This window comes from Salmonella sp. SAL-020 (assembly GCF_017372215.1).
Taxonomy (GTDB): domain Bacteria; phylum Pseudomonadota; class Gammaproteobacteria; order Enterobacterales; family Enterobacteriaceae; genus Salmonella; species Salmonella enterica.
Map to the genome: position 1 here is coordinate 765,051 of NZ_CP071690.1, position 19,773 is coordinate 784,823.

Here is a 19,773-nt window from a genome sequence, read left to right on the forward strand (position 1 = left end):
ATTCTGTTTTTTCCTGCATTTTGTTATCCATCTCTAAAAAATACTCTCTGTCGGATATATATCGCTGGTTAATCGTATGGCGTCACATTATTCGTCTGCAATATAGAGATAATGCGACCAGTTGACATAACTGGAGATATAACATGGAGTTTTTCAGGAAAACGGCATTAGCTGCTCTGGTAATGGGTTTCAGCGGCGCAGCGTTCGCTTTACCGAATATCACCATCTTAGCGACCGGCGGAACGATCGCTGGCGGCGGTGATTCAGCAACAAAATCAAATTATACGGCAGGTAAAGTCGGTGTCGAAAATCTGGTGGATGCCGTTCCTCAATTGAAGGACATTGCGATAGTGAAAGGCGAGCAGGTCGTTAACATTGGCTCGCAGGATATGAACGATGAAGTCTGGCTCACGCTGGCGAAAAAAATCAATACCGAGTGCGACAGCACCGACGGTTTCGTGATCACCCACGGTACTGATACGATGGAAGAGACCGCTTATTTCCTCGATCTGACCGTGAAATGCAATAAACCGGTGGTACTGGTCGGCGCGATGCGTCCCTCCACGTCAATGAGCGCAGATGGCCCGTTCAACCTCTATAATGCGGTAGTAACAGCGGCTGATAAACAGTCTGCCAACCGCGGCGTGCTGGTGGTAATGAATGATACCGTCATGGACGGACGCGACGTCACTAAGACCAATACGACTGACGTGGCGACGTTTAAAGCGGTTAACTACGGCCCGCTGGGTTATATCCACAACGGTAAAATTGACTACCAGCGTACGCCAGAGCGTAAACATACCACCTCCACCCCGTTCGACGTGTCGAAGCTGACCGCGTTGCCGAAAGTCGGTATCGTTTATAACTATGCGAATGCGTCCGATCTGCCGGCAAAAGCGCTGGTAGACGCGGGTTATGACGGGATCGTGAGCGCAGGCGTGGGTAACGGCAACCTGTATAAAACGGTCTTTGATACCCTGGCGACCGCCGCGCACAACGGTACGGTAGTGGTGCGTTCTTCACGTGTGCCGACTGGCGCAACCACGCAGGATGCGGAAGTTGACGATGCAAAATACGGCTTTGTCGCTTCCGGCACGCTGAACCCGCAAAAAGCGCGTGTCTTACTGCAACTGGCGTTAACCCAGACTAAAGATCCAAAACAGATCCAGACGATGTTCAATCAGTATTAATGATAATGCCCCGGTCGGAAGGCCGGGGCTATTTTTGGAAGACCTCTCGCACAACCAACACTATTATCTTGCTAATTATCATCATGGTTATGATAATTGTGGGCGTCATGTCTCTGGACGGGAGGTCCACAAGTGGTTCGACAATGGATTGCTGGCGCAGCGCTGTTTGCCCTGATTTCAGGCTATAGTTGGGCAGAGGTTGCTCAACCCTCCGATAACATCTTAAAAGAACAGTTTAGTAAGCAGTACCACGGCATACTTAAACTGGATTCCATTACCTTAAAAAATCTTGATTCGACGGGCAATCAGGCCACCTGGTCTGCCGAAGGGGATATTTCTTCCCGTGAAGATATGTATACCGGCGTTGGTATGGCGGCGGATTATTATTTTGTTGAAAAAACCTGGACCAAAGATCGTCCCGTTAAATTTTCTGCCATGTTAACCAGTAAAGGGACGCCAGCCTCTGGCTGGACGGTGAACTATTACTCATTACAAATGGCAGCCAGCGATCAGGGCCGGGCTATTGACGACATTAAAACGAATGATAAATACCTGATCGTCAACAGCGATGATTTTAACTATCGGTTTGGCAACATTGAAGCCTCCTGGCGTGCGCAGAAAGCGTCGATCCCCGGTCTTGAAGAACAACTCTCTGCCCTGGATAAGAAAATAGCGGTAGCTAAAAAAGAAGCGGACGCGTATTGGGGAAAAGGCGCTGATGGGAAACCGTTGACCCGCGCTGAGGCGTTTAAAAAGACGTTAAAAGAGCGCGATGATTATGTAAAAGCCAACGATAGCAGCGTATATGCCGAGAAATACGAAAAAGAGGTCTATCAACCGGCATTAGACGCGTGCCGTAAGCAGAGTGAGCCGTGCAATGAAGCGGCTATTCAGCAGAAAAGAGATTTAGACATACACGAGCAACGGCGGCAGGTATTTTTGAAATCAGAAGAGCTGCGTCGAAAAGCGCAGAATGACTGGATAACGTTAGAGAAAGGACAATATCCGCTGAATATAGCGGTACAGAAACTTCAGATGCAACAGAGTGATATCCGTGTGAAAATTATGGATATTAATGACGGTTACGAGCGCTGGAAAAAAGATACGGACGATTTGCGTCGTAAAGGAGTTATTAAATAATGCGCTTGCCGGCGGCGCATTAACCGCCACAGGTCGGTAAGCGTCGCGCCATCAGGTATTTTACCCGCTGGCGCGACAGGCTTATCCTTGTTATTCCGCGAGAAACAACTCAAGAAGAGAGTTTAAAAACAGTTTACCGTGCCGGGTAATCTGCCAGTATTGCTCGCATTCGGTCAGGTAGCCCTGGGCAATAGCCTCGTCGATTGGCTGACGAATAACCGCTTCCGTAAGCCCGGTATAGTCGACAAATTCGGCGCGAGGCGCGCGCTCCAGCAACCGAAAACGGTTCATAAAGAACTCAAAGGGTTTATCGTCATCACTCACGTCACGCTGGCTTTCCAGGTAACGTCCCTGCATATAACCGCGTGGGTGACGGGTTTTGGTGGTGCGCAGGATCCTGCCGCCCGGGAAGGTGACTTTACCGTGGGCGCCGCAGCCAATCCCCAGATAGTCGCCAAAGCGCCAGTAGTTCAGATTATGCTGGCACTGATAACCGGGTTTGGCATAGGCCGACGTTTCGTATTGCTGATAGCCCGCGGCGGTTAATAACTGGTGGCCCTGCTCAAAGATATCCCACAGAGCGTCATCGTCCGGTAAAACCGGCGGACGCGAACCGAACAGAGTGTTGGGTTCAATCGTCAATTGATACCATGAGAGATGCGGCGGATTAAGCGCAATTGCCTGTCGCAAATCATTCAGCGCCTCTTCCAGCGTTTGGTCCGGCAATCCATGCATCAAGTCGAGGTTAAAGCTGCGTAGCCCAAGCCCATTTGCCAGTCTTGCTGCCCGCATCGCCTCTTGTGGACCGTGAATACGGCCAAGACGTTTCAGCTTAGGCTCACTAAAGCTCTGCACGCCAATGGAGATCCGGTTTACGCCGGCGCGCTGATAGTCGATGAAGCGGTCGGCTTCGACCGTGCCGGGGTTCGCTTCCATAGTAATTTCCGCATCCGCCGCCAGATTCAGGCGCGCACGCACGCCGTCCAGCAGCGTTTGCATCGCCGGCCCGGAAAGCAGGCTTGGCGTACCGCCGCCAATAAAAATGGTCTTTACTTCACGCCCTTGCGCCCAAGCGACGTCGGCATCCAGATCGTTTAACAGATGCTGGACGTAGTCGTCATGTGGCACCTCGCCCTTCAACGCATGGGAATTGAAGTCGCAATATGGACATTTTTGTACACACCAGGGAATATGAATATAAAGACTGAGCGGCGGTAGTTTAGCCATTGCGTAACGCATCCAGCAGCAGCTTGAGCGCTTGTCCACGGTGGGAAATCGCGCTTTTTTCTTCACGGGTCAGTTCTGCGGCGGTTTTGCCTTCAGACGGTACGAAGAAAATGGGATCATAGCCAAATCCGCCATTTCCGGCCGCCTGGCGAGTAATGACGCCAGGCCAGCTACCGTGACAGACTATCGGTGTGGGATCTTCCGCATGACGCAAATAAACCAGTACACAATGGAATCGCGCCTGGCGTTTGTCGTCCGGAACATCCCGTAGAGTATGCAGCAGTTTTTCCAGATTTTGCTGATCTGTCGCGTTTTCGCCAGAATAGCGCGCGGAATAGATACCCGGCGCGCCGCCTAAAACGTCAACGGCCAGACCGGAGTCATCGGCAATGGCGGGCAGGCCGGTCATTTTGGCGGCATGGCGCGCTTTGAGAATCGCGTTTTCAATAAACGTCAGGCCGGTTTCTTCCGCGGAATCGACGCCCAGTTCCGTTTGCGCTACCACATCAAGCCCAAAATCGCTTAACAGCGACGCGAGCTCGCGCACTTTACCGGCGTTGCCGGTTGCGAGAACAACTTTTTGCATGGAATACCTACTCAGTTAACGCCGCAATTTCCGGCGGGATCTGTTGCGGGTGAATAATTTTTACCTGTTTGTGACGGCCCAGCTCGCCTTTTTCGATGACGATCTGACTTTTCGCCACGCGAAACTGTTTACCAAGAAACTTGGTCAGATGGCTGTTTGCCTGACCGTCAACCGGCGGGGCAGTAATGGCGACTTTCACCTCGTCGCCATGTAAGCCCACAATACTGTCGCGGCTGGCTTTCGGCTGAATATAAAGCCGTAACACCAGACCGTCTTCGCAGCGAGTCACAGCACTCATAGCGCCATCCACAGCCCCGGCAGCAACATGTTGCCTGTCGCTTGTAAGACTTCAGCGATCCCCATATTAACGACATACAGCAGCAGCACCAGAACCATCGGCGAGAAGTCGATGCCGCCCATCGCAGGCAGTATACGGCGAATCGGGCTGAGCAGCGGCTCGGCAAGCTGAATCAATACATATTCAATCGGGCTACGACCCTGGCTCACCCAGCTCATGATAGCCATGACCAGCAGCACCCAGAAGATCAGCAGGCCGATTGTTTTAAGCAAGATAAGCACTGCGGCAATCCAGATAATCGCCTGAAACGTAATGACCTTAAACAGCACTATCGCCTTAATAACGCTAAGAATAAACGCCACTAGCAGGGAAGCGCTGTCAATCGGCCCCATTGGCGGGATAATACGACGCAGCGGTCCGATGATGGGCTGCGTAATTTTCACCACGAACTGGGAGAAAGGGTTGTAAAAGTCACAGCGGGCCCACTGCATCCACACGCGCAATAATAGCACCATGGTATACAGCTCAATTACCGTTGAGAGCAGGAAGGTCAACGTATTCATGGCGTTCCTCAGTTTTCCTTAATTTTTTGTGTAATCACGAGCACCAAAGATAGCGGTGCCGATGCGCACCATTGTGCTACCTGCCGCAATCGCGGCTTCCATATCGTCGCTCATACCCAGAGATAGGGTATCAACGTCAGGGTAGCGCGCTTTCAGCCCGGCAAATGCTACAGCCATTTGACGTGCGACTTCAAACTGCCTTACATAATCTGACTCTGGCGCCGGGATCGCCATCAGTCCGCGAAGCCGCAGACGCGGCAGTGTAGCCACCGCAGCGGCCAGCTCATCCAGTTCCGCCAGCGGAATGCCTGATTTGCTGTTTTCATCGCTGATATTAATTTGGATCAGAACATTTAGCGCCGGCAGATTATCCGGACGCTGTTCGCTCAGCCGCGAGGCGATACGCAGGCGATCGATGGTATGACACCAGTCAAAATGCTCGGCCACCAGCCGACTTTTGTTGGACTGTAAAGGGCCAATAAAGTGCCAGTGCAGGCCTTCCACTTTCGCTTCCTGAAAGTGGCGGATTTTTTCCACCCCCTCTTGTACATAATTTTCACCAAATGCCCGTTGTCCGGCGGCAATGGCTTCTGCGATGTCGCTCGCAGGTTTGGTTTTACTCACTGCAAGCAACGTAACTTCTTCTGAAGAGCGGCCGCAACGCGTCGCCGCGGCGGAGATTTTGTCCCGGATGTATGCCAGGTTATGCGCGATATCTTTCATTTTCCGAGGATGTTTATATGAATATGGAAGAAATTGTGACGCTTAGTGTAAAGCATAACGTCTCGGATCTACACCTGTGTAACGCCTGGCCTGCGCGATGGCGCAAACAAGGACGCATGGAGAACGCGCCTTTTACCGCGCCTGATGTCGACAGGCTTCTGCTTGATTGGCTTAATGATGCGCAACAATATCAGTGGCGAACGCACGGCCAGCTTGATTTCGCCGTCTCGCTGTCTGGCACGCGGCGCCTGCGCGCCAGTGCGTTCACACATCAACAGGGAACGTCGCTGGCGCTACGGCTATTGCCCGAGCGTTGTCCTGATCTGGCGGAAATCCAGACGCCGCCGATAGTACCCGCACTGCTTGCCAGCGAGAACGGACTGATTCTGGTCACTGGCGCTACTGGCTGCGGGAAATCCACTACGCTGGCGGCGATGGTGGGACATCTTAATCAACATGCCGATAAACACATCCTGACGCTGGAAGATCCTATTGAGTACCGTTACACCAGCAAGCGTTGCCTGATACAGCAGCGGGAAATCGGCCAGCATTGCGCCACTTTTGCCGCCGGGCTGCGCGCGGCGTTACGTGAAGATCCCGATGTCATTTTACTGGGAGAGCTGCGTGACAGCGAGACCATTCGCCTGGCGCTGACGGCGGCGGAAACGGGGCATCTGGTACTGGCAACCCTGCATACTCGCGGTGCGGCGCAGGCGGTGGAAAGATTAGTGGATAGTTTTCCGGCGCAGGAAAAAGAACCGGTACGCAGCCAACTGGCGGGTAGTCTGCGCGCCGTACTATCACAAAAACTGGAGGTCGACAGACAGGATGGGCGCGTGGCGTTGTTTGAATTACTGATTAATACGCCAGCCACAGGGAATTTGATCCGTGAAGGCAAACTCCATCAGTTGGCCCACGTGATACAAACCGGGCAGCAGCAGGGGATGATGACATTCGCCCAGAGCGCGCAATGGCGTCAGGCGCAGGGACGACTGTAGCGAAGATGGCGGCGTAGGGGGGTTGTAAAGTGTTGACTGGCGCGGTGGATTGAACGGCATGCAGGCTTGTATCCTGGCGAACCGGCGTTAAAATCGCAGCTTTGTTAAAACCACAGCGAAGCCATTTAACGATGTCATCACAACCGAATCAAAGCCTGATAGATGGCATTCGCTGTCTGCAATATCTGGTCTCCAGCGACCGTGCTATCGGATGTCGCGAGCTTGCCCGGCTGATGGATATTAATACCACGCGCGTTAATCGCCTGTTAATGACGATGGCCTCTATTGGACTCACGATGCAGGATGAGCACCGACGCTATTTACCCGGGCCAGGCATTCATGCTTTGGCGGCGCAGGCGATTCGTGGTTCAGCGCTGTTCTCCCATGCGTTGCCTATCCTTGAACGCCATGCGCCCAAAGACATCGTGGTGGCATTAGGCGTGCTATGGGAAGACCAGATTATCTATATTTATCACTCTACGCCGGGTTCGCAGGGAAGTCAGGCGCTGGCGGGGTTTCGCATGTGCCCGGCCTGGCAGTCGGTAACAGGAGTGGCGTTACTGGCGGCAGAAAGCGATGAGGCGCTAATGCAGCGTTTTACTCCGGAGCAATGGCGTAATCTGGCGCCGCATGTGGCGCAGCAGCGCCAGCGGGGATACGTGCTGTGGCATCACGCTGATGGTGAAGTTTCTATGGCGCAACCGCTAGGCAAGCACGCCGCAGCGCTGGCCTTTGCGGGAATGTGGCGGATTGATGAGGCGGAGGCGGCTGCGCGTTTACAGGCGTTGAAGGCATTAAACCAGCTTATTGCCCAGTAAGCCTGGCAACCGTGACCGCGTTATCCGCCTGCTGACAAAAACGGCTTTAATACCCCTGTTCAAAATAGCTTTCGAGGATAATCACGGCGGAGGCCGAGTCCACTTTGCCTTTGTTCAGTGCGCGATACCCACCTCGTTCAAACAGACCGGAGCGTGCTTCAACGGTGCTGAGTCGTTCATCGTGCAGCGTGACAGTTACCCCGAAACGCCCATGAATACGGTTGGCGAATTTACGTGCGCGCGCCGTCAGCGGCTGTTCAGTGCCATCCATATTGAGCGGTAGCCCGACAATAATTTCGTCCGGCTGCCACTCTTTCAGCAAACGTTCAATGAGCATCCAGTCGGGCGTGCCGTCCTGTGCTTTGATTGCCGGAAGCGGACGGGCGGTGCCGGTAATGCGTTGTCCTATTGCAACGCCGATGCTTTTTGTGCCGAAGTCAAAGGCCAGTAAGGTGTCGCTCATCAGGCGTGCCCCGCAACGCCAGGCATGGTCAGAATATCAATGCCAATAAGTTTTGCCGCTTCGCGCCAGCGCTCGGCAATGGGTGTTTTGAACAAAATATTGAGATCGGCGGGCGCGGTAAGCCAGGCGTTATCAAGCAGCTCTTGTTCAAGCTGGCCTTTATCCCAGGAGGCGTAGCCCAGCGCGACCAGTACATCGGAAGGCTGTTGTTGGGTACCTAACGTTTCCAGCACATCGCGGGAGGTGGTAATCACGGTATTGTCTGAGATACGAATGCTGGAGGCGAAACGTGACGGCGGAGTATGGAGAATAAATCCGCGATCTTCCGCCAGCGGGCCGCCGAGCATCACGGCTTTATCAAGACGAATTGACGAATCGCGCGGTTCCGGCGTAATTTTTAGTTTTTCCAGAATCCCTTCAATTTGCAGATTTTCCAAAGGCTTATTAACAATAATCCCCATAGCGCCGTCCTGGTTGTGCTCGCAAATATACACCACGGAACGGCGGAAAATCGGGTCCTGGAGCGCAGGCATGGCAATAAGAAAGTGATGCTGTAAATTCATTGTCAGAGGTTCTGTTTCCTGGTTCAAAAAAACGACAGTGTTCAGTATGTGGGGAAAGCGGACGGTTGTCACTCATATAAGCCGTCTTTTGCCAAAGGACGGTGGCCTTATCGGGCAATAGACTGCCGGATGGCGATGCTGATGCGCCGCCTTATCCGACCGGGGCGGCGTGATTGCTCAGGCCCGGTAAGCGCACGCCACCGGGCAATAAACCTTTACTTCGCCAGACGCGCTTCGATGGCGTCCATCAACATCCCGGTGATAGAGATCGGGTATTCCGCTTCAATTTCACGCACGCAGGTTGGGCTGGTCACGTTAATTTCCGTTAAGCGGTCGCCGATAATATCCAGACCGACGAAAATAAGCCCTTTGGCTTTAAGCGTTGGCCCAACGCGGCGGGCGATTTCCCAGTCGCTTTCGCTCAACGGACGGGGTTCGCCGCGACCACCAGCCGCCAGGTTGCCGCGGGTTTCGCCGCCCTGCGGAATACGCGCCAGGCAGTAAGGCACCGGCTCGCCGTCGACGACCAGGACGCGCTTATCGCCATCTTTGATCGCGGGCAAATAGTTCTGTGCCATGCAGTAGCGGTTGCCCAGCTCGGTCAGCGTTTCGGCAATAACGCCTATGTTAGGATCGCCTTCCTTAACGCGGAAAATGGACGCGCCGCCCATACCGTCCAGCGGTTTCATAATGATATCGCCGTGCTTTTCCCAAAACGCTTTGAGCTGCGCTTTATTGCGCGTTACCAGCGTTTCCGGCGTCAGATCGGCAAACCAGGCAGTATACAGTTTTTCATTACAGTCGCGCAGGCTTTGCGGTTTGTTGACGATCAGCGTCCCTTCTTCTTCAGCGCGTTCCAGAATATAGGTCGCATAAATAAACTCGGTATCAAACGGCGGATCTTTGCGCATCAAAATGACGTCCAGATCGGCGAGTTTAATCTCCTGCTCGCTGCCGAACTCGTACCATTTATCGTAATTTTGCTCCACGCTCAACGTTCGCGTGCGGGCGCGGGCTTCGCCGTTAATCAGATAAAGGTCGGCCATCTCCATATAATGAAGTTCATAACCACGACGTTGGGCTTCCAGCAGCATAGCGAAACTGGTGTCTTTCTTGATGTTGATGTGTGCGATGGGGTCCATCACGATGCCGAGCTTGATCATTATTTTCTCCGTTAACGCTTCATCCTAAGTCGCCAAAACGCACCTGTAGCGCGGTAATGGCGGTGAGCGCGGTTGTCTCAGTACGCAGAACGCGAGGTCCTAACAGAATATCAGTAAACTGATAGCGCGCGGTCATCGCGATTTCGTCCGCCGACAGCCCGCCTTCCGGGCCGATCAGCAGTCGGACGCGTTCAACCGGCAGCGGCAGAGTGTTGATGCTGGCATGGGCGCGCGGATGAAGATTGAGCTTCAGCCCGGAATCTTGCTCGGCGCACCAGGCTTCCAGCGCCATCGGCGGGCGAATTTCCGGCACCCGGTTACGCCCGCATTGTTCGCAGGCGGCGATGGCGATCTTTTGCCACTGCTGGCGCTTTTTGTTCAGACGTTCATTATCCAGTTTAACGCCGCAGCGCTCAGAGAACAGTGGCGTAATGAGGCTTACACCTAGTTCGATCGATTTCTGGATAGTAAATTCCATTTTTTCACCGCGCGACATCACCTGGCCCAGATGGATATGTAGCGGCGATTCACGATCGTCGATTTCGCCTTTCATCACTTGCACTTCAACGCTTTTCTTACTGGCGCTAATGATTTCAGCATCGAATACCTGATTACTGCCGTCAAACAGCTGTAACGCTTGTCCCGCTCCCATGCGCAGTACACGACCAATATGGTTGGCCGCATCTTCGCATAACGAAATCTGCGTACCGGACGTCAACAATTCAGGGTGATAAATGCGGGGAATACGCATAATAAAAAAATCCGCGTCATGGCCCCGGCGTTTGGCTATCCAGGGCATGGGTTAACAAGAATCCCGCTAGTGTAGGTTAGCTCTTTCGCGCCTGGCAAGCGCGTTGCACATAGGGATTATGATTACCCTGGACCTTCGCGATACGCGCATCGCGCTCGCACTCCCAGGCGGTAACGGGGTACTGCTTATCCCAGACGTTAAAAAGCTGCGTTTGTTGGCGGGAAAGTTTCAGTTGGTATTGGTCGCGCATATAAAAATAAGTGCGGGCGATTGCGCCACGGGCGCGGGCGGGCGGCTCGGCGAGCTTCGCTTTGAAATCTACTTTCATGGCGCACTGCCCGTACTGACCTTCGCCGCCGTTCCACTGGCTATACATAAAGTTGCCGCGATCGCCATTCACTTCGCCAATCGCGGGTTGCAGGTTATGCATATCGCTTTCCATTTTGCGGTAGACCGGGTCTTTAGCGCAGTTTTTTCGCCCGCCGTCCTGCCAGCACTGGCGCTGATGACCGAATTGCCAGGCGGGGACAACGTGCTCCCACTCAATGCGTCTGGCGCGATTCTCGTTTTTACGCACCTTATAGCCGCAGGACTCCAGGTCTACGACGCCTTTTTTACCCTGCCAGCGGATTTGGCACCCGCAGTAAAAGCTGCCGGGCGCGTCGGCATTGACTTTGACGCTCGCCGCTTTGGCCTGAGAAAAATTGTTAATGCCATCGGCCAGGGCCTGGCCTGAAAACGCTGCGGCCAGCAACGCAGCGGCAAAAGAAAAATTACGGTACATTGCACACTCCATAGCAAAACGAGCCCGCAACGTAACGAAAGTTGTGTCTGTATGCAATCAGTCCGCTCAGGAAAGTTCCCGGACGTTTCGGGAAACTACCCGGCGACCAGTGGTTCGCCGCAGTGAACGCAACGATAAACCGCTTCGCCGCGTACTACCCGATTATGACGGCGGACGGTGAGTTGATGTTGCTGGCATTGGCAATGGTAGGGAAAGGTGTTGCGCCGTACGGATTGCAGCGCAAATTGATGAGTACGTCTGGCCGGAACGCCCAGCACGCTTTCCATCATCCACTTCCATTCCTTGCCATGCGGAGCCTTGCGTCCGAAGTGCTTCCACACCAACAGATGCGCCAGTTCATGCGGCACGACCTCTGCTATAAAGGTGTCGATGTTTTCCAGCAGTAACACCGGGTTGAGGCGGATTTCGTAGCTCTCCAGCCAGGCGGTGCCCGCCGAGGTGCCGCGTTGCGTATACACCAGTTTCGGCTCCGGATAATGTCTATCGAGCTTGAGGTTCGCCTGGGCGAGATTTTCCCGCAGACGGCGCATCACGGCCTGCTGGATAGCGATAGGGAGACGAGGGGTTTTCATAGCGGCAGAGAATAGTGCGACGGAAGAGGGACTGCAAGAAAAACGCTTCCTCCTGTGGCAGGAGGAAGCGTGGAGGGATTAGTCGTGGGCGCCGATTTCGCGCAGTTTACGACCTTTCATCAGGTTACGTTCAATGTGTTCCAGCGAAACGTGTTTGGTTTCCGGCACCAGCCACAGGGTCAGCAGGATAAACAGCACGTTCAGGCCAGCGTAGACCCAGAAGGTGTTGGCGTTACCCAGATTGTTCAGCATGGTCAGGAACGTTGCGCCGACGATCATATTGGCGATCCAGTTGGTCGCGGTGGAGCAGGTGATGCCGAAATCGCGGCCTTTCAGCGGCTGGATTTCGGAGCACAGTACCCAAATCAGCGGACCAGCGCTCATCGCAAATCCAATGATGAACATCAGCAGCATAGCGATAGCGAAGTATTGCGCAGACGGCGAATGGATGCCGATGTGCATCATCGTACCCAGAATCCCCATACCAATCGCCATGACCAGGAAGCCCAGCGTCAGGGTCGGCTTGCGGCCCCAGCGGTCAACCAGGCCGATAGCGATGAAGGTTGCCAGCACGTTAGTCAGACCAACAATAACGGTGCCCCACATCTGCTCCGTGGTATTCGTGTACCCCGCCAGTTCGAAGATTTTCGGCGCGTAATACATGATGACGTTCATCCCGGTAAATTGCTGCATGACCTGCAACAAAATGCCAAGAAACACGGCGCGGCGGAAGTTGCTGTTCTCTTTGAACAGCGCCCAACCGCTCTGTTTAACCTGCAAACTTTCGCGAATTTCATCGAGCTCACGTTTTGCTTCCGCACTGGTGTCACGCAGGCGCAACAGGACGCGTTCAGCATCATGGAAGCGGCGTTTTGCCGCAAACCAGCGCGGGCTGTCCGGCAGGAAGAAGACGCCGATCAGCAGCAGAATGGCCGGGATGATGATCACGCCGAGCATCCAGCGCCATGCGCCGCTGTAGCTGAACGCGGTATCTGACAGATAAGCGCCCAGAATCCCGATGGTGATCATGAGTTGGTACATTGAGATCATACTGCCGCGAATTTTTTCCGGCGCGATCTCGGACAGGTACAACGGTGCAGTGTAGGAAGCGACGCCGACGGCCAGACCCAGCAGCACGCGAGAAATAATCAGGACTTCAACGTTAGGCGCCGCAGCGGAGAACAGCGAACCGGCGACGAACAGGATAGCGCCGATCATCAGGCTTTTTTTACGACCCAGCTTAAAGGAGAGCCAGCCGCTGCCGACAGCGCCGACGGCCGCGCCAAACATCATGGAGCTGACCACCCATTCCTGAGTGTGTGCGGTAATCTGAAACTCGTCGGTAATGAAGGGTAAAGCACCGGCGATAACGCCGATATCCAGGCCAAAAAGTAATCCTGCCAGGGCTGCAAGAAAGCAGACAAAAAATGTCATGGCCTTGTTGGAACGCCCTTGTTTTTTATTGTCAGGCATTATGCCCTCCGGTTGGGTTAGCAATTTTATCGATGTTAAGAGTAGGTGAGTACGCCGTAAAAAGATGTGAGGCTAATCACAATGGTGTAATCGTTTACACTACTATTTATCTCGGTGATTATTTAATTATCTGAAAAATAATAGTTTTAATAATCTTATAACCATATCAATCGCCTGGTATTCAGACAAAGTTGAAAAATTATGTAATATTTTCATCGTAGAATTAGCATACCGATAGTGAGGCGGTCAGTTCTTAATGAAAATGAATGTAACCGCTTTCATGATGACTGAAACTGAATGATAAAAAGTGTAGTCGAAGAAACGAAAGGGGAGAGTGGATTGTGCTGCGCATCACAAAAAGGTCAGTATAAATTCACGCTGGAATATCTGATAACGTTGCGTGTATCAGCAATGATAAAGGCCAGCAGGGCGCTGGCCTTGATAAGTACGGTATGGTTTACCTGGCTGAAAAACAGCGTCAGGCGCGGGCGATTATTTCAGACCGGCAGCATCGCGCAGCAGTTGCGCTTTGTCGGTTTTTTCCCATGGGAAGTTTTCGCGACCGAAGTGGCCGTAAGCCGCAGTTTCTTTGTAGATCGGGTGCAGCAGATCCAGCATCTGAATCAAGCCGTACGGGCGCAGGTCGAAGAATTCGCGCACCAGCAGAATCAACTGTTCAGCAGGCACTTTTTCAGTACCGAACGTTTCCACCATGATGGACGTCGGCTCCGCTACGCCGATAGCGTAGGAGACCTGGATTTCACAGCGATCCGCCAGACCTGCCGCCACGATGTTTTTCGCGACATAACGCGCAGCGTAAGCTGCAGAACGGTCAACTTTAGACGGATCTTTACCGGAGAAGGCGCCGCCGCCGTGACGCGCCATACCGCCGTAGGTATCAACAATGATCTTACGACCGGTCAGACCACAATCGCCCATCGGGCCGCCGATAACAAAACGACCGGTTGGGTTGATAAAAAACTTAGTGGACGTATTTAACCATTCAGACGGCAGAATGGGTTTGATGATCTCTTCCATCACCGCTTCTTGCAGCGATTTTTGGTCGATATCTTCTGCGTGCTGCGTAGAGAGAACCACGGCGTCGATACCGACGATTTTGCCGTCGTCATACTGGAAAGTGACCTGGCTTTTTGCATCCGGACGCAACCATGGCAGGGTGCCATTTTTACGCACTTCAGCCTGACGCTGTACCAGACGGTGCGCGTAGGTGATTGGCGCAGGCATCAGTACGTCGGTTTCATTTGTCGCGTAGCCAAACATCAGGCCCTGGTCGCCCGCGCCTTGTTCCAGCGGGTCTGCGCGGTCAACGCCCTGGTTGATATCCGGAGACTGTTTGCCAATTGCGCTCAGTACCGCGCAAGAGTTGGCGTCAAAGCCCATGTCGGAATGCACATAGCCAATTTCGCGCACCGTATTACGGGTAATCTCTTCGATATCGACCCAGGCGCTGGTGGTGATCTCACCGCCAACTAAAACCATGCCGGTTTTAACGTAGGTTTCACAGGCGACGCGTGCTTTCGGATCCTGTTGCAGGATAGCGTCCAACACGGCATCAGAGATTTGGTCTGCAATTTTGTCAGGATGCCCTTCTGATACGGACTCAGACGTAAAAAGGTGTTTTGCCATATTTAATTTCACCTAAGGAGAATTTAGTTAGCTCAAACTGTTGTGCGGAATAGTCATGACAGAAGATTCTACCATGAGTCTGAAGGTCGCTGACACTGGCAGTCTGAGTGTTAATCAGTATGGATGGATTAACATCTGGACGGCTATTTTAGGTCACTTCTTCGCCCAATTTCCAGCTTTTTTTGAAGGCCGTCGCAATGTCGGTCAAAATCAGGCGATAAACGTTTCTGATAATGCTGACATTATGCGCATTTATGCTTTGCTTTTTTTCTGCGTTCTGGGTATAAAACGCGACGCGCGGCTCATACAAAAGCACACGACGTTTTCTTCGTGTCGCCACTTCCAGCCGGGTTAAAACGTTGCTTTGGCTTGTGGGTTCGTCTTACGAGGCGGCCGTGGAGGTGATACGAGATAATGAACCGTTGTATTCTGCTGAATCTGTCGCATCGTTCTGGTGCGCGCATGTCCCCCGCAATCTGCATCTCTGCTTTGCATACCTGCCGATGTTATACCCATCTCGGCGCTTCTCAGGATTCCAGAGCCGGCAATGGCGCTGAAGACTGAACAAGGGCGCTCTTGTTAACGCAAGAGTTTTCTCGTGGTTTCGCCGAACCGTTATCTGTGAGTTCGGTTACGTGTTTACAATGATATGAAAAAGAAACCGGTCGCGCAGGCGGAGCATCAGCGCTATCTGCTGGAAAATCCGCTTGTCTATGGGTTGTTATCGCGTCTTCGGATTGCGATAGTAGTCAACTGTTTTACACTTGCTAATAAAAATTGAGGTTCGCTATGTCTGACGACATGTCTATGGGTTCGCCTTCGTCAGCAGGCGAACAGGGTGTACTACGCTCCATGCAGGAGGTTGCAATGAGCTCCCAGGAAGCCAGCAAGATGCTGCGCACTTACAATATTGCCTGGTGGGGCAATAACTACTACGACGTCAACGAGCTGGGCCATATTAGCGTATGCCCCGATCCCGACGTACCGGAAGCGCGTGTCGATCTTGCCAAACTGGTGAAAGCGCGCGAAGCGCAAGGTCAGCGTCTGCCGGCGCTGTTCTGCTTCCCGCAGATCCTGCAACACCGTTTGCGTTCAATTAACGCGGCGTTTAAGCGTGCGCGTGAATCTTACGGTTATAACGGCGACTACTTCCTCGTTTATCCGATTAAGGTCAATCAGCATCGCCGCGTGATCGAGTCCCTTATCCATTCCGGTGAACCGTTGGGGCTGGAAGCGGGGTCAAAAGCGGAATTGATGGCGGTGCTGGCGCATGCCGGCATGACCCGTAGCGTGATCGTCTGTAATGGTTATAAAGACCGTGAATACATTCGGCTGGCGCTGATTGGCGAGAAGATGGGCCATAAGGTTTATCTGGTCATCGAAAAGATGTCTGAAATCGCGATTGTGCTGGAAGAGGCCGAGCGCCTGAATGTGGTTCCTCGCCTGGGCGTGCGTGCGCGTCTGGCCTCTCAGGGGTCCGGTAAGTGGCAATCCTCCGGCGGCGAAAAATCAAAATTCGGCCTGGCGGCGACCCAGGTGCTGCAACTGGTGGAGACCCTGCGTGACGCCGGGCGTCTGGACAGTCTGCAACTGTTGCACTTCCACCTGGGATCGCAGATGGCGAACATTCGCGATATCGCGACCGGCGTGCGCGAGTCCGCGCGTTTCTATGTTGAGCTGCATAAGCTGGGCGTTAATATCCAGTGCTTCGACGTGGGCGGCGGTCTGGGCGTGGATTATGAAGGTACCCGCTCGCAGTCCGACTGTTCGGTGAACTATGGCCTGAACGAATATGCCAATAACATCATCTGGGCGATTGGCGATGCCTGCGAAGAGCATGGTTTACCGCATCCGACGGTGATTACCGAGTCTGGCCGCGCCGTCACTGCGCACCATACGGTACTGGTCTCTAACATTATCGGTGTGGAGCGTAACGAATACACGGATCCGACTGCCCCTGCTGAAGATGCGCCGCGCGCGCTGCAAAATCTGTGGGAAACCTGGCAGGAGATGCATAAACCTGGCACCCGCCGCTCGCTGCGTGAGTGGCTGCATGATAGCCAAATGGATCTGCACGATATTCATATCGGCTACTCTTCCGGCGCGTTTAGTTTGCAGGAGCGCGCCTGGGCGGAGCAACTTTATCTCAGCATGTGCCATGAAGTGCAGAAGCAACTGGACCCGCAAAACCGTGCGCATCGCCCGATTATCGACGAACTGCAAGAGCGGATGGCGGACAAAATGTACGTCAACTTCTCGCTGTTCCAGTCGATGCCGGACGCGTGGGGAATCGATCAGCTCTTTCCGGTGCTGCCGCTGGAAGGGTTAGATCAGGTACCGGAACGTCGTGCCGTGCTGCTGGATATAACCTGTGATTCCGATGGCGCTATTGACCACTATATCGATGGCGACGGTATCGCCACGACGATGCCGATGCCGGAATACGATCCAGAGAATCCACCGATGCTCGGCTTCTTTATGGTCGGCGCCTATCAGGAGATCCTCGGTAACATGCACAACCTGTTTGGCGATACTGAAGCGGTTGACGTGTTTGTCTTCCCGGATGGTAGCGTCGAGGTTGAGCTGTCGGACGAAGGCGATACCGTTGCGGATATGCTGCAATATGTGCAACTGGATCCAAAAACGCTGTTAACGCATTTCCGCGACCAGGTAAAACAGACGGATCTGGACGATGCGTTGCAGCAGCAGTTCCTTGAGGAATTTGAAGCGGGACTGTACGGTTATACTTATCTTGAAGATGAGTAATTAAGAGTATTCCGCTTGTGGGTCGATTTAATTATTTAAATCGACCCTTTTATATTTTATAAATTCTTAATTATCAGCGGTGCCGCTTCTCTATGTAATTTTATGGGCCTACAATCCCCCTAATAATTAAAAAGGGGGTTAAGTATGAGCAAATTTAAATTTAATGCCGTCATTGTTGGCTTGTTTTTGCTGTTAGGCGGTTGTTCCAGCGGAATGCAATCTAATAATGGCTCTTCATCCGACGTCGGCACCGCCTGGGGCGGCGACGTGCATTCATCGGTACAAAGCGTTTCGGTAGAACGTGCCGAGCGAGAACCTGCCGAAATGGTGATAATAAATTACTCCACTCAATATCCGTCAGGTTACGATAAAGTTTATAGTATACGTATCAGCGATCTTGAATATGCTGTGCGCGACGCTAATTTTAATTCGATTCCAATTACTCGTCGCTACAACGCATCAATGGGACAATGGCAATATAGTATTCCTGCAAGATCAGGGATGAACTATCAGTTATATATTCGTAATTACAGTCATGATACCAATTACGAAATCGTCGCAACGGTTGATGGCCTGGACGTGTTGAACGGAAAAGCAGGCTCGCTGAATCATCATGGCTATATTGTTAACGCCGGCGATTCACTGGCGATTAAAGGGTTTCGCAAAGATAAACACACTGAGGCGGCATTCCAGTTCGCCGACGTAGCTGACGCTTATGCGGCCCACTCCGCGCAGGGCGATGTACGCAACATCGGCGTCATCGGCTTTGCCGCTTTTGCATTGCAGGGTAAAGCAACAAATACGCTACCGCCTTGTTCCTCGCAGGCTTTCCCGGCGGACAACAACGGGTATGCGCCGCCGCCCTGCCGCAAATAAACCCGGCATCAAACGTCAAATATGCGTTATGGGAATTAGCGCCTTTCCTGCCGAGTCTGGTGGGGAAGGACTGTGTGACGCGCATAGCCGTAGGTTGCGGGAAAGAAACGACCACTCTCTGGCAGGGAAATTGTTTACCATAAACATTAGGATTTGTTTACACTACCCTCAAGTGGAGCAATTGCTGTCTACATAGGTATGTGCATGGAACAAATTTTAACCAAGCGGCGCTATTTTGATATAGGGCTGCAAATAGAAGAACTACTCTATTCAGGGGTATTTAAAGCTGGCGAGCGACTTCCGGCGGAGAGAGAACTCAGCGAGCGTTTTCAAACCAGCCGCACGACGATTCGTGAGGCGATTATTATGCTTGAGCTGAAGGGGGTGGTAGAGGTTAAGCAAGGCGCAGGCACTTACTTTATTGATAGTCTGGAAAAAATCAATCAAAAAGCGCTCTTGCCTTACTCAGACATTGGCCCCTTTGAATTGCTACAGGCCCGGCAGGTTATCGAAAGTAACATCACCGGTTTTGCCGCTACGCAAATAAGATTTAATGAGCTTAAGCAGCTTAAACGTATTATTGAGCAGCAGGAAAAGCAGATTGGCGGCGACAGCGACAAATTTGAAGAACTGGATCGTCAGTTCCACAATATCATCGCGGAATCCACGCAAAATCGTGTATTAATGAAACAATCTGCCGAGCTGTGGCGGGCTGTCAGGACCGAAAATCCGCGCTGGAAGCAGTTAAACTATAAGTATTTACATAAGAAAGAGTTAAGAATGAAATGGGTGGAAGATCACCGTAGTATCTTCCTTGCATTGCAAAAACGCGATGCTGAGCAGGCCAGACAGGCCTCGTGGACCCATCTTGAAAACAGTAAAAATGAGCTGGTAAAAATCTTCCAACAGGATGATTCGCTGGAAGATTTTGATGATTTTTTCTTCGCCACCTGACGGCTATTTTCAGGCGGATGACATTTTTGTCAGCGATTAACCGGGCCTGCCGCCAAAAACAAGCCCGGAGAGAGGGAATCAGGCTTCGTAAACGCTCAGCTTATCCCAGTCAAACTCTACGCCAATGCCGTAGGTGTCCGGTGCCACGGCGCGATAATTGTCGTCCACCAGCGGATGTTTGGTATATTGATCGATCG

The 19,773-nt window shown here is 52.7% G+C and carries 23 protein-coding genes; 10 read left to right on the plus strand and 13 right to left on the minus strand.

The features are described from left to right. Positions 1–143 precede the first annotated feature (143 nt). Complete coding sequence (ansB, locus tag J1G48_RS03665) at positions 144–1,190, plus strand: L-asparaginase 2 (RefSeq protein WP_000394184.1); 1,047 nt, start codon at positions 144–146, stop codon at positions 1,188–1,190. 132 nt (positions 1,191–1,322) lie between these two features. Next, positions 1,323–2,330, plus strand: coding sequence for a DUF1202 domain-containing protein (locus J1G48_RS03670; protein WP_000252197.1), 1,008 nt, complete (start codon positions 1,323–1,325; stop codon positions 2,328–2,330). Between the two features lie 90 nt (positions 2,331–2,420). Here the strand turns inward: J1G48_RS03670 and hemW are convergent, their stop codons facing one another. Genes hemW through J1G48_RS03695 form a run of 5 tightly spaced genes read right to left on the minus strand, consistent with a single transcriptional unit; the run spans position 2,421 to position 5,727 of the window. Then, positions 2,421–3,557: a radical SAM family heme chaperone HemW gene (gene hemW / locus J1G48_RS03675; RefSeq protein ID WP_001096521.1), complete on the minus strand. Its 1,137-nt coding sequence runs from the start codon at positions 3,555–3,557 to the stop codon at positions 2,421–2,423. After that, entirely contained in the window at positions 3,550–4,143 is a 594-nt protein-coding gene (locus tag J1G48_RS03680; RefSeq protein WP_001174769.1) for an XTP/dITP diphosphatase, read from the minus strand. The genes hemW and J1G48_RS03680 overlap by 8 nt, the downstream gene beginning before the upstream one ends. A gap of 7 nt (positions 4,144–4,150) precedes the next feature. After that, positions 4,151–4,441 carry a DUF167 family protein YggU gene (gene yggU / locus J1G48_RS03685; protein ID WP_001277205.1) on the minus strand — a complete coding sequence of 97 codons (291 nt, stop codon included), beginning with the start codon at positions 4,439–4,441 and terminating at the stop codon, positions 4,151–4,153. Further along, entirely contained in the window at positions 4,438–5,004 is a 567-nt protein-coding gene (locus J1G48_RS03690) for a YggT family protein (RefSeq protein WP_001094848.1), read from the minus strand. Before J1G48_RS03690 ends, yggU begins: the two co-directional genes overlap by 4 nt. Positions 5,005–5,022: 18 nt before the next feature. Further along, positions 5,023–5,727, minus strand: coding sequence for a YggS family pyridoxal phosphate-dependent enzyme (locus J1G48_RS03695; protein WP_000651540.1), 705 nt, complete (start codon positions 5,725–5,727; stop codon positions 5,023–5,025). 17 nt (positions 5,728–5,744) lie between these two features. Between J1G48_RS03695 and J1G48_RS03700 the strand changes: the two genes are divergently transcribed. Together J1G48_RS03700 and J1G48_RS03705 are read left to right on the plus strand one after the other, a co-directional pair. Further along, positions 5,745–6,725 carry a type IV pilus twitching motility protein PilT gene (locus tag J1G48_RS03700; RefSeq protein WP_001055642.1) on the plus strand — a complete coding sequence of 327 codons (981 nt, stop codon included), beginning with the start codon at positions 5,745–5,747 and terminating at the stop codon, positions 6,723–6,725. Between the two features lie 131 nt (positions 6,726–6,856). Beyond that, entirely contained in the window at positions 6,857–7,543 is a 687-nt protein-coding gene (locus tag J1G48_RS03705) for an IclR family transcriptional regulator (protein ID WP_000098325.1), read from the plus strand. 46 nt (positions 7,544–7,589) lie between these two features. Here J1G48_RS03705 and ruvX read toward each other — a convergent pair whose 3' ends face one another. The 8 genes from ruvX to metK all read right to left on the minus strand — a co-directional run bounded on the left by ruvX (position 7,590) and on the right by metK (position 14,980). Continuing rightward, positions 7,590–8,006, minus strand: coding sequence for a Holliday junction resolvase RuvX (ruvX, locus tag J1G48_RS03710; RefSeq protein WP_001285490.1), 417 nt, complete (start codon positions 8,004–8,006; stop codon positions 7,590–7,592). Next, positions 8,006–8,569, minus strand: coding sequence for a YqgE/AlgH family protein (locus J1G48_RS03715; protein ID WP_001053173.1), 564 nt, complete (start codon positions 8,567–8,569; stop codon positions 8,006–8,008). Before J1G48_RS03715 ends, ruvX begins: the two co-directional genes overlap by 1 nt. Positions 8,570–8,784: 215 nt before the next feature. Further along, positions 8,785–9,732: a glutathione synthase gene (gene gshB / locus J1G48_RS03720; protein WP_000593248.1), complete on the minus strand. Its 948-nt coding sequence runs from the start codon at positions 9,730–9,732 to the stop codon at positions 8,785–8,787. A gap of 19 nt (positions 9,733–9,751) precedes the next feature. Continuing rightward, entirely contained in the window at positions 9,752–10,483 is a 732-nt protein-coding gene (rsmE, locus tag J1G48_RS03725) for a 16S rRNA (uracil(1498)-N(3))-methyltransferase (RefSeq protein ID WP_001675718.1), read from the minus strand. Between the two features lie 76 nt (positions 10,484–10,559). Further along, positions 10,560–11,267, minus strand: coding sequence for a deoxyribonuclease I (endA, locus tag J1G48_RS03730; RefSeq protein ID WP_000286124.1), 708 nt, complete (start codon positions 11,265–11,267; stop codon positions 10,560–10,562). Positions 11,268–11,362: 95 nt separating this feature from the next. Then, on the minus strand, positions 11,363–11,860 hold the full coding sequence (locus J1G48_RS03735; RefSeq protein WP_000856775.1) for a SprT family zinc-dependent metalloprotease: 498 nt from the start codon (positions 11,858–11,860) through the stop codon (positions 11,363–11,365). 78 nt (positions 11,861–11,938) lie between these two features. Next, the gene (gene galP, locus J1G48_RS03740) at positions 11,939–13,333 is read right to left on the minus strand and encodes a galactose/proton symporter (RefSeq protein ID WP_001113171.1); all 1,395 of its coding nucleotides are present in this window, start codon (positions 13,331–13,333) and stop codon (positions 11,939–11,941) included. 492 nt (positions 13,334–13,825) lie between these two features. Continuing rightward, positions 13,826–14,980 (minus strand): methionine adenosyltransferase, encoded by a 1,155-nt coding sequence (gene metK, locus J1G48_RS03745; RefSeq protein ID WP_001062140.1) that lies wholly within the window; start codon positions 14,978–14,980, stop codon positions 13,826–13,828. Between the two features lie 55 nt (positions 14,981–15,035). On the opposite strand from metK, the gene J1G48_RS03750 reads away from it, so the two are divergent. The 6 genes from J1G48_RS03750 to J1G48_RS03775 all read left to right on the plus strand — a co-directional run bounded on the left by J1G48_RS03750 (position 15,036) and on the right by J1G48_RS03775 (position 19,576). Further along, entirely contained in the window at positions 15,036–15,335 is a 300-nt protein-coding gene (locus J1G48_RS03750) for a hypothetical protein (protein WP_001576358.1), read from the plus strand. Positions 15,336–15,394: 59 nt separating this feature from the next. Continuing rightward, positions 15,395–15,544, plus strand: a complete 150-nt coding sequence (locus tag J1G48_RS23515; RefSeq protein WP_001751809.1) for a hypothetical protein — start codon at positions 15,395–15,397, stop codon at positions 15,542–15,544. Positions 15,545–15,629: 85 nt separating this feature from the next. Continuing rightward, a complete protein-coding gene (gene yqgB, locus J1G48_RS03760; RefSeq protein WP_000729109.1) occupies positions 15,630–15,761 on the plus strand; it encodes an acid stress response protein YqgB in 132 nt (43 codons plus the stop codon). An 8-nt stretch (positions 15,762–15,769) separates the two neighbouring features. Next, positions 15,770–17,746, plus strand: a complete 1,977-nt coding sequence (speA, locus tag J1G48_RS03765) for a biosynthetic arginine decarboxylase (RefSeq protein ID WP_001278580.1) — start codon at positions 15,770–15,772, stop codon at positions 17,744–17,746. A gap of 144 nt (positions 17,747–17,890) precedes the next feature. Then, positions 17,891–18,622, plus strand: coding sequence for a hypothetical protein (locus tag J1G48_RS03770; protein ID WP_058662141.1), 732 nt, complete (start codon positions 17,891–17,893; stop codon positions 18,620–18,622). 153 nt (positions 18,623–18,775) lie between these two features. Continuing rightward, entirely contained in the window at positions 18,776–19,576 is an 801-nt protein-coding gene (locus J1G48_RS03775; RefSeq protein WP_001576357.1) for a FadR/GntR family transcriptional regulator, read from the plus strand. Positions 19,577–19,773: the final 197 nt, after the last annotated feature.